9 protein-coding genes and 1 tRNA gene are annotated in these 12805 nt (G+C 43.7%); 3 read left to right on the forward strand and 7 right to left on the reverse strand.

Annotated features, from left to right (window positions below; genetic code table 11):
* Window positions 1–5 precede the first annotated feature (5 nt).
* A complete protein-coding gene (locus ABFV72_RS09235) occupies window positions 6–221 on the reverse strand; it encodes a hypothetical protein (protein ID WP_075107543.1) in 216 nt (71 codons plus the stop codon).
* A 150-nt stretch (window positions 222–371) separates the two neighbouring features.
* Between ABFV72_RS09235 and ABFV72_RS09240 the strand changes: the two genes are divergently transcribed.
* Window positions 372–596 (forward strand): helix-turn-helix domain-containing protein, encoded by a 225-nt coding sequence (locus tag ABFV72_RS09240; RefSeq protein ID WP_095570171.1) that lies wholly within the window; start codon window positions 372–374, stop codon window positions 594–596.
* Between the two features lie 241 nt (window positions 597–837).
* On the opposite strand, the gene ABFV72_RS09245 is transcribed toward ABFV72_RS09240, so the two are convergent.
* Window positions 838–914: transfer RNA gene (locus ABFV72_RS09245), tRNA-Val, on the reverse strand.
* Between the two features lie 310 nt (window positions 915–1224).
* Here ABFV72_RS09245 and ABFV72_RS09250 point away from each other — a divergent pair.
* Window positions 1225–2202 carry a glutathione S-transferase family protein gene (locus tag ABFV72_RS09250; protein ID WP_347163345.1) on the forward strand — a complete coding sequence of 326 codons (978 nt, stop codon included), beginning with the start codon at window positions 1225–1227 and terminating at the stop codon, window positions 2200–2202.
* Window positions 2203–2292: 90 nt separating this feature from the next.
* Here ABFV72_RS09250 and hemB read toward each other — a convergent pair whose 3' ends face one another.
* From hemB to ABFV72_RS09275, 5 genes are all read right to left on the reverse strand, one after another.
* Window positions 2293–3300, reverse strand: a complete 1008-nt coding sequence (gene hemB, locus ABFV72_RS09255; RefSeq protein ID WP_347163347.1) for a porphobilinogen synthase — start codon at window positions 3298–3300, stop codon at window positions 2293–2295.
* A 268-nt stretch (window positions 3301–3568) separates the two neighbouring features.
* Window positions 3569–5383 carry an efflux transporter outer membrane subunit gene (locus tag ABFV72_RS09260; RefSeq protein WP_347163348.1) on the reverse strand — a complete coding sequence of 605 codons (1815 nt, stop codon included), beginning with the start codon at window positions 5381–5383 and terminating at the stop codon, window positions 3569–3571.
* Complete coding sequence (locus tag ABFV72_RS09265) at window positions 5380–8610, reverse strand: efflux RND transporter permease subunit (RefSeq protein WP_347163349.1); 3231 nt, start codon at window positions 8608–8610, stop codon at window positions 5380–5382. The genes ABFV72_RS09260 and ABFV72_RS09265 overlap by 4 nt, the downstream gene beginning before the upstream one ends.
* Window positions 8611–8644: 34 nt before the next feature.
* Window positions 8645–10048 carry an efflux RND transporter periplasmic adaptor subunit gene (locus ABFV72_RS09270; protein WP_347163350.1) on the reverse strand — a complete coding sequence of 468 codons (1404 nt, stop codon included), beginning with the start codon at window positions 10046–10048 and terminating at the stop codon, window positions 8645–8647.
* Between the two features lie 828 nt (window positions 10049–10876).
* Window positions 10877–11902: a polyprenyl synthetase family protein gene (locus tag ABFV72_RS09275; protein WP_347163351.1), complete on the reverse strand. Its 1026-nt coding sequence runs from the start codon at window positions 11900–11902 to the stop codon at window positions 10877–10879.
* Between the two features lie 569 nt (window positions 11903–12471).
* Here ABFV72_RS09275 and rplU point away from each other — a divergent pair.
* A complete protein-coding gene (rplU, locus tag ABFV72_RS09280) occupies window positions 12472–12783 on the forward strand; it encodes a 50S ribosomal protein L21 (protein ID WP_057761012.1) in 312 nt (103 codons plus the stop codon).
* Window positions 12784–12805 lie beyond the last annotated feature (22 nt).

Consider the following 12805-nt stretch of genomic DNA (forward strand, 5'->3'; position numbering starts at 1 on the left):
CCTCCTTATTGTAGTGCCATGGCATTGACGCTACCGGCAATGCCAGTGCGCATATCTTTTTCAATCTCTTCCCAAATGTACAAAATTTTACGACCACCGAATGGGCGTATATAATGAATGCCTTCGATAAGCACGCTATCTTTGAGCTCATTACGGATAGTACGAGGGTTATATTTGATGAGCTCAGAAAGCTCTTGGGTAGTTAGGTAGGTATGTGACATAATAAATTCCCTGTAAGCCAATTAAATAACTAGGTTGTTTTATCGAGATAACAAATAGTTTTATAAAAGTAATTTGTTGTTCGATAGAAGTAATTTACTAGCTATTGTTAGTTGATGCAAGTACTTTTTTAGTCTATTAAGGAATTATTAATGATTTTATGTAATTTACCAGTGCTACTAGCTGAACGACGTATGAAGGTGGCAGATCTAATAAGGATGACAGGAATTAGTAAGTCGACAGTGCACAAGATCTATAACGAACAGACTTCAAGAATAGATTTTGACACTATGGATAAAATTTGTGAGGCACTAGATATTGAAGTAGGTGATTTATTTACTTATGTACCTAACGAGTCGCTAGATAAAGAGAAGTAAATCAATTTTGAGATTGCTTTAGATAGTTTAGGGTAGAGGTCAAAAGTGCTACTCTGAAAGAAAGGCGAAATAGATAGCAGGCGCAACTTAGGCACAATTTGGGCACACACGTTTTTTGATGATGTTTGCTGAAAGTGAGAAAAGAGGTAATTTGAATCGACGTATAGTTTCCTTTTCCGCTACAGCCCATATTTCACGGACAAAAAAAAGCCCCAATCTTAAGATTGGGGCTTTTCGAATCTGGTAGGCGTAATCGGATTCGAACCAACGACCTCTACCATGTCAAGGTAGCGCTCTAACCAACTGAGCTATACGCCTATTTAGGTTGAGCATTTTAGCAAGTTTCCCAGACTTTGCAAGTCTTTTTTAGCATAAACCTCTTTTATTGTCATAATATCTGCTATTCAGGCTTATATTAGTTAACTGGATATATTTTTGTGTATATCTACTAAACATTAAATTTAAACAGTTTAGTTTTTATTGTTAATAAGTTGGTGATGCTAATGATTAAACTCTTATAACTGGTATGATATCTTTCTAATTGATGTAATCATCATGATAATAATGGCTTCAAGTCAGTCATGCTGAGTAAGCGTTAAACAAATATTAAAAACAGTTGGAGAATAACATGGGTCTCTTGGTAGATGGGCAGTGGCAAGACAAGTGGTATGAGACAAAAGAGACTGGCGGCCGCTTTCAGCGTGAAGATGCTGGTTTTAGAAACTGGGTAACGGTAGATGGTAGTGCAGGGCCTACAGGTATTGAGGGCTTTAAAGCCGAACCTGACCGCTATCATCTATACGTGTCGCTAGCCTGTCCTTGGGCACACCGTACCCTTATCTACCGCAAGCTTAAAGGCTTAGAAGACATCATTCCGTTGTCTGTAGTACATCCATATATGGGTGAGTATGGTTGGACGTTTGCAGAAGGTGCAGGTGTCATTGCTGATCCAGTTATCAATGCAGACTATGCCTATGAGCTGTATACCAAGGCCAAACCAGATTATACCGGCCGTGTCACCGTACCTATCTTGTGGGATAAAAAAACAAATACAATCGTGAGTAATGAATCATCTGAAATTATCCGCATGTTTAACTCTGCCTTTGATGAGGTTGGGGCACTAGCAGGTAATTTTGTGCCTTCAGAGTTATTACAAGAAATTGATGATATCAATACCTTTGTCTATTCAACTATCAACAATGGCGTGTACAAAACAGGATTCTCTACCACACAAGAGGCTTACGAAGAGGCCGTGATTGAGCTATTTGCGGCATTAGATACACTTGAGACGCGCTTGGCGCATCAGCGTTATCTAACAGGTAGCACTATAACTGAGGCCGATTGGCGACTGTTTACGACGTTGGTTCGTTTTGATGCTGTCTATGTTGGGCACTTTAAATGCAATCTGCGCCGTATCGTTGACTATCCAAACCTTTGGGGCTATCTGCGTGACTTATATCAGGTACCTGGCATTGCAGATACGGTAAATATGAATCATATCAAGCAGCATTATTACACCAGTCATGCCAATATCAATCCCACGCGTATTGTCCCTGCTGGCCCAGTGCTTGATTTTAATGAACCACATGACCGTGCACGTCTATAGTTTTATTTTAATAGAGTAACCGCATAAAAAAGCCCCAGCTACTAATATATAGCTGGGGCTTTCACATTATAAAAGGTAATGTAATTACTATTAGGCATTGTTTAGCTGGCGGGCCGCTTCTAGAGCGAAGTAGGTCAAGATGCCATCAGCACCAGCACGGCGGAAGCCAATCAGCGACTCTAAAATCACTGCATCACTTAACCAGCCGTTCTGAATGGCTGCCATATGCATAGCATATTCGCCTGAGACTTGATACGCAAAGGTTGGTACGCCAAAGGTATCTTTGACTTCACGAATCAAATCAAGATAAGGCTGACCTGGTTTGATCATGACCATATCCGCGCCTTCATTGATATCCATAGCCACTTCATGTAGCGCCTCAGCACGATTACCAAAGTCCATCTGATACTGTTTCTTATGGCCACCTTTTAGGTTGCCAGCACTGCCAACGGCATCACGAAATGGACCGTAGTAAGCAGAAGCATATTTGGCTGAGTAAGCCATGATAGCCGTATTCACAAAACCTTCTGCTTCAAACGCATCACGCATGGCCTTGATACGGCCGTCCATCATGTCACTAGGAGAGATGATATCTGCACCGGCACGCGCATGTACCAGCGCTTGCTTGACCAATACTTCGATGGTTGCATCATTGATGACGTAACCGCTGTCATCAAGTAGACCATCTTGACCATGTGAGGTATAAGGGTCTAGCGCTACATCAGTCATAACGACCATCTCTGGCACAGCATCTTTGACCGCTTTTATCGTACGTGCAGTCAAGGCGTTTTCGTCATAAGCGGCGCTACCGTCCGGTGTTTTCAAAGCGTTATCGATCACAGGGAAAAGGTCGATGGTTGTGACACCTTCTGCTAATAGCTCTTTGGCATAGTTGATTAGTAAATCAATCGATAAGCGTTCAACGCCCGGCATACTAGCAATGGTTTCGCGCTGGTTTTCGCCTTCTAATACAAAGACAGGGGCAATAAAGTGCTTAGGATGCAGCTCTACTTCACGAATCATTGAACGTACACTGTCATTGTAGCGCAGACGACGTAAGCGAGTAGCAGGGTACTGACGGTTAAAGGTATAGCTCATAATAATTCCTTATGATTGTTCTAATAGTTATCATGTTACATGGTTAAAATAATATCGCTATAAGCGGTATTTTACAGAATTAGCTTATCAAAATCTGTGCTGTATAAGTGGCTGTATGTAAAGCGACCTTATATAAAGTGAGCCTACTATAACCAAAAGACGTCAATAAAAGCAAAAAGCCCCACCACGTTAAGTCGGTAGGGCTGATAGTACGTATCGACTGTCAATATGATGATAGAGCTGTGTCATCAGATTAAGATTGGGTCACTTAAGGCTCAACAATCTGGGTCACAGGAACTTGCTCAACACTATTGTTATTGAAGCGAGTCTCTTCAGTGACCACGCCGACAGCGGCATCCTTTTTACCATCATCATTCACATCGACAATAGCAGTCGGTTCAAAAGTAGTCGTTTCTACCGCTTGCGACTGCTTAATGGCGACAGCTTCTTGCGGGGTAGTCACACGCGCTGAACCAGCTGCTTTAATGGCATTTGTCGCTTTGGTTTTTGCACTAGTAGCAGTTCCAGTGACAATCTGCGCCAAGTTGGTGTGCTGTGGTACAGGGATGACGGTCGGTACATCAAGGTTCGCACCGCCACCAAGCGCTTGGTACAGCTCGATCTGGCTAACGATTTTCTGTAGCTCTAAATCTAGAATACCTTGCTGAGTAGAGAACAGTGAACGCTGCGCGTCAAGTACGTCTAAGTAATTGTCTAGACCTGCTTTAAAGCGCGCATCTGCTATCTGATATGTCTGCTCAAAATTATCTTGCAGACGATACTGCGCCTCTAACTGCTCACCAAGTGTTGCACGCGTGGCAAGTACATCTGACACTTCGCGGAATGCCGTTTGAATAGAGCTCTCATAACTAGCAAGCGTTTGCTCACGTTCGATTTGAGCCACATCATAGTTGGCATCTAAACGGCCTGCATCAAAGATAGGAACGCTAACGCTAGGTCCAAACGACCAGCCAACGGCACCATTTTTAAACAAGTCATTTAGGCTGCCGCTACTGACACCCACACTACTGGTCAAGCTAATAGATGGGAAGTAAGAGGCACGAGCCACTTCGATATTCGCACCAGCAGCTTTTAAGTTGTATTCTGCTTGTAGCACGTCAGGACGATAACGTAGTAATTCACTTGGTAGACCGGCATTGAATATCTGCTGGCTAGTGATATTACTGACAGCAGGTGTTGGGATGAGCTCGTTTGGAATAGCGCCACCAACCAAGTATTGCAATGCATTGCGTGATTGGAGAACGCTGGTCTGTGCACGTAATACCGCAAGCTTGGCATTCTCTAATGAGGCAGAAGACTGTAATGAAGGTAGCTTAGGATCGATACCTGCTTCAAAACGTTTATCCGCGATAAATAGCGAGCGCTCACGACTCTCGACTGTAGCTTCAGCCAGTTTTAACTGCGCTAAGCTATAGCTTAGGTTGGCGTAGCTTTGGGCAATATTACTAATCAAGCTGATTTGGGTCGCATCTTTGGCTGCTGTGGTCGCCAAGAAATTCTGCAATGCTTGATCTTTTAAGCTTGAGATTTTACCCCAAAAGTCGAGCTCATAATTGGCAAGACCTAAATTGACGCTGTAGCTACTATTAGGGTTTCGATCAGTACGGTTCTGTGCTGAACGAGTATAACCAGCACTGCCATTGATAGCGGGCAAGTCATTAATATCGGTAATCTGATACTGTGCACGTGCTTTTTCAATAGCTAGGCGCGCACTCTCAAAGTCTTTGTTTTTTTCAAGACCGAGAGCAATCAGACCTTTTAGGCGCTCATCGCTATAAAAATTCTGCCAGCGTTGACTGGCAATGCTTGCTTGGTCAGCACTACTGACAGTCTCTTTGTCAAATGCACCGTAAGATTGCTGCATAGGAATATTTGGCTCTGCTAGCACAGGACGCATATCCGCTTTTGGAATGGTGTTACAAGCGGCCATGCTGATTGCCAATGCAGTCAGCCCTAACAGGCGGCCACTGTTTTTGCGTAAACGAGATAGTGCTGGCTGCGCATCGATAGCTGTCATAGCTACCGATGACGAGTTGATGATAGATGTTTTTTGAGCACTCATTGTGTATTGTCTCCAAGACTTGCAGGCTGATAACTCTCAGAAGGTGTTGGGTTATGCGAGTTAGGCGTACCATTGCCACCATCTTTATCATTGGGTGTGTTGTTCTCATATTTATGCGGGAACGCACTACGCACCCAGATATAGAACATTGGGATAAAGAAGATACCTAAGAGGGTTGCTGTGATTACCCCACCAACAACACTAGTACCAATAGCGTTTTGACTGCCTGAACCTGGCCCATTCGCCAAGAATAATGGCACAACACCCAGACCAAAGGCAAGCGAGGTCATGATAATCGGACGCAAACGCTGGCGTGCTGCGGTCATGACGGCTTCTCTGAGACTGTAACCTTCCTCTTGGTGTTCTTTTGCAAATTCGATAATCAAAATAGCGTTTTTGGCGGATAGACCAACGACAGTCAGTAGACCAACTTGCAAGTAGATATCATTGGCAAAACCACGTAGCCAGGTAAATATCACTGCACCCAATACGCCAAGTGGAATCACTAGTAGCACAGAGAAAGGAATCGACCAGCTCTCATACAAAGCCGCCAAACATAAGAAGACAACTAGAATTGAAAGCGCATAAAGCATCGGCGCTTGGGCACCTGATTTTTGCTCTTCCAATGACATACCTGTCCACTCGTAACTGATACCTTCAGGTAACTTGTCTATCATCGCTTCCATCGAGCTCATTGCTTCACCAGTACTTAGTCCTGGTGCGGCGCTACCTTGGATGTTCATGGACGGTAGGCTGTTGTAACGAGTAAGACGCGGTGAGCCTGACTGCCACTCACTACTAGAGAATGCATCGAACGAAATCATATCGTTCATGTCATTTCGTACATACCATTTACCAATATCATCAGGGTTGGTACGGCTACTGGCTTCACCTTGTACATAGACGCGTTTGATACGGCCACGATCGATAAAGTCATTAACGTAGCTTGAGCCCCACGCTGTTGAGATGACGCTATTGATATTGCTTAGTGACAGGCCATAAGCCGCCGCTTGTTCTTGATTGATATTTATTTTAAGTTGTGGCGAGTCTTCTTGACCGTTAGGACGTACGCCAGCTACTTGATCGTTCTGTGCGGCCATGCCTAAGAGCATATTTCGAGCTTCAAGTAGCCCATCATGTCCGAGGTTGCCACTGTCTTGAATCATTAAGTCAAAACCACTGGCATTACCAAGCTCGGTAATCGCTGGTGGGACGATGGCAAATACTTGTGCTTCGTTTAACTGAGTAAAGAAGTACCCCATCGCCCGACCAGCGACAGCTTGAGCGGTGTTTTCATCGCCCGAGCGTTCCTCCCAGTCTGATAAGCGCACAAACGCCAGACCCATATTCTGACCCTGACCTGCAAAACTAAAGCCTGCAATGGTAAAGACCGAAGCGATATTATCGGTCTCTTGGGTGTCGTAATAGTTTCTAACTTTATCCAATACGTCTTGTGTCTCATCTAACGTAGAGCCAGCTGGGAGCTGAACCAAGGTAAACATAATGCCTTGATCTTCTTCTGGTAAAAACGAGCCTGGAATACGTAAGAATACGACCGCCATGATACCAATGATGGCTGCGTAGCCAATCATGTATAACCATTTAAAACGAATACTTTTGCCGACAAAGTTTTCGTACGAACGGCTAAGTTTAAAGAAGCCGCGGTTGAACCAACCAAAGAAGCCTTTTTGCTTTTCGGTACTACCTTTTTCATGACTTTTGCCACGTTTTAGCAAGGTCACACATAGGGCAGGGGTGAACACAAGCGCGACCATGGCAGAGAGCACCATGCTGGTAATCAGTGTGATAGAGAACTGACGATAAATCACACCTGTTGAGCCACCAAAGAAGGCCATCGGTACGAATACTGCGGATAAGATAAGCGCAATACCAATAACAATTTTACTGATTTCGCCCATCGACTGGGTAGTTGCATCTTTGATAGAGATGTGAGGATCTTCTTCTAGTATTCGCTCGACGTTCTCTACGACGACGATCGCATCATCGACTAGTAGACCGATGGACAATACCATGGCAAACATGGTCAACACGTTGATACTAAAGCCAGCAACGTATAGCACTGCAAAGGTACCTAATAGAACCACAGGTACTGCAAGCGTTGGAATAATGGTTGCGCGCCAGTTCTGTAAGAAAATGAACATGACGATAAATACTAAGACAATAGCCTCAATAAGTGTATGTACTACTTGCTCGATAGAAAGCTTCACGAATGGCGTTGTGTCATAAGGAACAACTGATGCTAGACCTGTTGGGAAGTTTTTCTCAAGCTCTGCCATACGCGTGGCAACCGCTTCGCGAGTTTCAAGCGCGTTAGCACCACCCGCAAGCGAAATACCTAGACCAGCGGCTTCTTGTCCATTATATAAAGACAAAATACTATAGTTTTCACTACCGATTTCGACATCTGCTACATCGCCCAAACGTACTTGCGCACCAGAAGTATCCGTTTTTAGTAGAATGTTTTTAAATTCTTCAGGCGTTTGTAGATAGCTTTGAACAGTAACAGTAGCGTTGATAACCTGTTGGTCTGTGTCGGCAGGTGCTTGACCTAATTGACCAGCAGATACCTGAGCATTTTGTGCTTGTATAGCACCTACCACATCTGAAGGTGTCATGTTGTAGCTACGCAAGCGTGCAGGATCAAGCCAAACGCGCATGGCATAAGTAGAACCGAAGACCTGAACTTCACCCACACCTTCGACACGACTGATCGAATCGAGGACGTTAGAGTTGATATAATCGCCAATATCGGCCCGATCCATACTGCCGTCTTCAGAGATAAACGCCTGTACCATCATAAAACTGCTGGATGATTTGTTGACGTTGACACCTTGACGCTGCACTGATTCAGGTAGGGCGCTCATCGCGGCTTGTAGTTTATTCTGTACCTGTACTTGTGCAGTATCAGAATCGGTACCGTTTTCAAAGGTTAGCGTCACAGACGCACTACCACTTGACGAGCTCGACGATGACATATACATCAGGCCATCTAGACCTTTCATACGCTGCTCAATAACCTGAATTACTGAGTTTTCTACGGTTTGCGCATTGGCACCAGGATAGCTTGCACTGACTGAAATCGTTGGTGGTGCGATACGTGGATATTGTTCAATCGGTAGATTAAGAACGGATATCACCCCGATGAGCATGACCAAAACAGCCAGCACCCATGCAAAAATAGGGCGATTAATAAAAAAACGTGACATAGTGTATCCCTAAGTCTTCCTGTCTTGAATGGAATTAGTTGGCAGCGGCTTCTGTTGGTTTTTTGGTAGAAGTCTCATCGCCAGCTGGCTTTTTATCCATCGTTTTTGCGGCTTGCTGCGGCGTTTTGGTGTTAGGCGCATTCTTTGCAGCAGCTGGTGCTGGATTTGCACTTTCTAGTGGTTTGGCGACCACCTCTTGGTCAGGCTTGACCTTAGCACCGCCAATCACAACCACTTTGTCACCCGCTTTCAAGCCTTCAGTGACGACCCATTGTCCATCATAAGTACCATTAATGGTGACCGGACGTACTTGGATTTTATTATTTTCGTCAACGATATAGACTTGCGTCTCACTCTTAGGCGTACGGGTGACCGCACTTTGCGGGACGAGAGCTGCGTTGGTAATAACGCTCTGCGTCAAACGTGCCGAGACATACATACCTGGTAGCAGGATGTTATTGCTGTTTGGAAAAATAGCACGCAAGGTGACAGCGCCTGTTGACTCATCAACTTTGGCTTCAGACAGTGCAAGCTTACCGCGTACTGGATAGACAGAACCATCTTCTAGTACCAATTCAACTGAGTTCATACCTGGCTGAGCAGTACCATCTGCTATCTGCTGACGAAGCTTCAGCAATTCAGAAGAAGACTGGCTGATATCAACGTAGATAGGGTCTAAGCGTGAAATAGTCACCAATGGATCTGCTTGACCAGCACTGACCAGAGTACCAGCAGTGACGCTAGAGCGATCAGTACGACCGGTTAGCGGTGCGCGTACGATTGTACGGTTTAGATCTAAGGTACTGGCTTCCAAACCTGCTTTTGCGGTCTGAATGCCTGCTTTTGCACTCTCAATACCTGCTTGAGTTTGACCGACAGCGGCGGCGGCGCTTTGTACTGCTGCTTGTGCTGTACGTACGGCTGTTTGTGCTTGATCGTACTGCTGCTTTGAGATGGCATCAATACTGACCAGACCTTGCAGACGTTGTAAGTCATTTTGCGCTTGTGCTAATGACGCTTGACGACTGACCAACTCAGCTTTTGCATTGGCATTGTTTGCCACAGCAGTTTGATAGTTAGCCTGTGATTGCTGTACGGCAGCTTGGCCACTCGTTACAGATGAGGCATAGTTGTCAGTGTTGATGCGATACAGTGGCTGACCTTTTTTGACGTTGCTTCCTTCACGGAATAGTACTTCGTCAATCACACCGTTGACCTGTGGGCGGACGTCGGCAGTTTGATAAGCTGCAGTACGACCAGAAAAAGTTTGTACTTGAGGGACGGTATCGAGAGTGACTGTCTGAACGTTGACAACCGCAGGCGGCATTTGCTGCTGTGCGGCTTGCTCACCAGCGGCGTCCTCGTTGTTGTCACAGCCAACCAGTACAGCTCCAGATAGTACAGATGCTATTACAAGCGCAAGATAAGAGTGCTTCATCAATGTCCTCGGCAATATATATAAATAGTGACAGTATAAAAATCGATCAATAAGTTTGGAGTACTGAATATAAGGGTCTTGCTAATACTAAATAACTTGCTAATGCTAAATAAAGAACATAAATAGCCTAAGCTAGCACTATTTACTCCAATTTTAGATGATTCCGTTAGCGAAATATGACTAATAGAAAATCTGACATCGATATGGATTAAGTATCGAAAGGATTCTTTAGCATTCATTGTTTAAGCAAACCACAGAATGGATTAATAAATTTAATGAGTCATTATAAACTATTGGGGTAACCCCACAGTCAAGTAGTTTGCAATATGAGCTGGACCGAAAAGCGGTAATATTACAGTTTACGAATTAATAGATTACCGTCATAGTAAGCGTCGTCTCTATTAACAGCTAATAGAACCATGCACAACCTAGTATCAAAATATATTGTAAACTTTTGTTATAATTCTAAAGCCCTATAGTGATTAAGGTTTTTAAACGATAGAAAATCGACTTTGTCAACAAAATGACAATTTTAGCAACCCCTAATTACAGTCATAAAAAATAACTATCGCTATATCCCTAACAAACGTCATCAAACTTTGACCGACTGTCCAAAAAGCCTTATACGATTATAGTACTGCAAGGATGTATGAAACTTAAAGAAAGGTAACGATTTGGCTGACAGGCTAGTTTTTGAAAAGGTAGTTTTTAATTTGCGGGCTTTTATTTATCAATTGCTAAAGAAATTTGCTAAAAAGCCATGCTAAAAAATTCTATTAAAAAAAGAGTCGTCTTAATTAGTTAATAACCTAGACGACTCAGCTTTAATTATACTAGTCGGGCGCTAGCGAGTTCAGTCAATTGATATAAGCCTGTACGATAACGGTTGTTTGGTAGCGTACTCAGTGCATCTTGTGCCAGTTTAGTTTCTTCCAGCGCGCGCTGCTTACAATAAGCCAATGAGCCAGAACTACGTACCAATTCAATCAGCTGCTCAGCGTTTGGTGTCTTACCTGTCTGAACGGCGATACGTAACTGCTCATAGCCTTCAGTGTCGCTGTCTTTGAGTAGCTCGAGTGCTTTGATAGTCGGTAGGGTAGGTTTGCCTTCAGCAAGGTCGTCGCCTAGGTTTTTACCCATCACCTCACTATCGCCACTATAGTCGAGCACATCATCGATAATCTGGAACGCATTACCAAAATGCTGTCCGAAATCGCCCAATGCCGTCATATATTCTGTCTTATCTTGCAAGATAGCAGCACCTTGGGTCGCCATCATGAAAAGGCGCGAAGTTTTGCCATCGATAATGCGTAAGTAATCTTCCTCTGTCGCGGCAGGGTTATGCTGATGCTGTAGTTGCAATACTTCACCTTCGGCAATATCACAAGTCCCATCAGAGAACACTTGCAACAATGGTAGGCTTTGAAAACCAACCAATAGGTTGAACGCACGGGCAATCAAATAATCACCGACTAACACTGCAGTGGCATTGTCCCACGTCGCATTTGCCGTCGGCTTTCCACGGCGTTGCCCTGACTCATCGATGACATCGTCATGAACTAGGGTAGCGGTGTGTAGCATTTCAGTGATAGCAGCTAGATGCATGGCCTTTTCTGATGGATTGTCATCAAACATACGTGCGCAGAGCAAGGTAATCAGCGGACGCATACGCTTGCCACCAGCATTGATCACATGTTGCGAGACGCTCATGACGAGTTGTACTTTTGAGTTCAAACTGCCAAACACTTGCTTGTCCATTACCTCAAAGTCATTGGCTACAATACTTTGAATATCAGCATAGCTAGGCGTCGATTGAGAGGCAGGCACGGTATTATTTAAAGAGGTACTAGTCATAATAAATAGTCATATTAATAAGAGTAAAGAGAGTTGGTATAACCTTGACTTTATCTATCTATAGGTAAGGTATTATTTCGCTTATGATAGCATAGCTGTCTGCTTAAATTGTTGGTTAAAGTATATAGCACAAGTAGGTCAAGCGTATGATATACAGGGCTTACTATGCCTATTGAATAGAATAAAAACGATAAGAAATGTCTTATGTTTTACAGATATATTCTCTAGCGCATTTTAAGCTTATTGGTCACATAAATGATTCATAAAAGGCTGTAAGTAACTGATTGCATAAGTTATAATGGCCGCTGTTGGGCTTAATCTATCACTTATCATTACTATTTCTCATGTTTATATTCGTATTGTCGTTTATCGACTTTCTTTGATGAGCAGCCGTTATAGCTAAATGAGAGATGGTCATTAGTGTAACCACCTTGCAAAAACAAGAGGCGCGGCTTGCTTTTATAAGCAAAAAGCCGTAAAATCTTGCCTTTAATTTTTCCCTGTCGTGTTCGTCGTAAAAGCGTTGGTATAACATCAGCCACGGCACACGGGTTAAACGGAGTCATACAATGTACGCAGTAATCAAAACTGGTGGTAAACAGCACCGTGTAGTCGTCGATGAGTTGCTTAAAGTTGAACTACTAAAAGCAGAAAAAGGCGAAACAATCAAATTTGAAGACGTGTTGATGGTTGTTGACGGCGATAACGTCAAAATCGGTCAGCCTGTTGTTGACGGCGCTAGCGTAGAAGTTGAAGTTGTTGAGCATGGTCGCGGCGAAAAAATCCGTATCATCAAGCACAACCGTCGTAAGCATTATCACAAAGAACAAGGTCACCGCCAATGGTACACCTTGTTAAAAATCAAAGCGATTAATGCCTAATTATCCATTTAGCAATTATTGC

The organism is Psychrobacter proteolyticus, from assembly GCF_039762275.1.
Classification (GTDB): Bacteria; Pseudomonadota; Gammaproteobacteria; order Pseudomonadales; family Moraxellaceae; genus Psychrobacter; species Psychrobacter proteolyticus_C.

What these genes read in the sequence shown, in the direction of transcription:
- ABFV72_RS09235 (WP_075107543.1), bottom strand. Translation starts at nt 221, where the DNA reads ATGTCACATACCTACCTAACTACCCAAGAGCTTTCTGAGCTCATCAAA.
- ABFV72_RS09240 (WP_095570171.1), top strand. Translation starts at nt 372, where the DNA reads ATGATTTTATGTAATTTACCAGTGCTACTAGCTGAACGACGTATGAAG.
- ABFV72_RS09250 (WP_347163345.1), top strand. Translation starts at nt 1,225, where the DNA reads ATGGGTCTCTTGGTAGATGGGCAGTGGCAAGACAAGTGGTATGAGACA.
- hemB (WP_347163347.1), bottom strand. Translation starts at nt 3,300, where the DNA reads ATGAGCTATACCTTTAACCGTCAGTACCCTGCTACTCGCTTACGTCGT.
- ABFV72_RS09260 (WP_347163348.1), bottom strand. Translation starts at nt 5,383, where the DNA reads ATGAGTGCTCAAAAAACATCTATCATCAACTCGTCATCGGTAGCTATG.
- ABFV72_RS09265 (WP_347163349.1), bottom strand. Translation starts at nt 8,610, where the DNA reads ATGTCACGTTTTTTTATTAATCGCCCTATTTTTGCATGGGTGCTGGCT.
- ABFV72_RS09270 (WP_347163350.1), bottom strand. Translation starts at nt 10,048, where the DNA reads ATGAAGCACTCTTATCTTGCGCTTGTAATAGCATCTGTACTATCTGGA.
- ABFV72_RS09275 (WP_347163351.1), bottom strand. Translation starts at nt 11,902, where the DNA reads ATGACTAGTACCTCTTTAAATAATACCGTGCCTGCCTCTCAATCGACG.
- rplU (WP_057761012.1), top strand. Translation starts at nt 12,472, where the DNA reads ATGTACGCAGTAATCAAAACTGGTGGTAAACAGCACCGTGTAGTCGTC.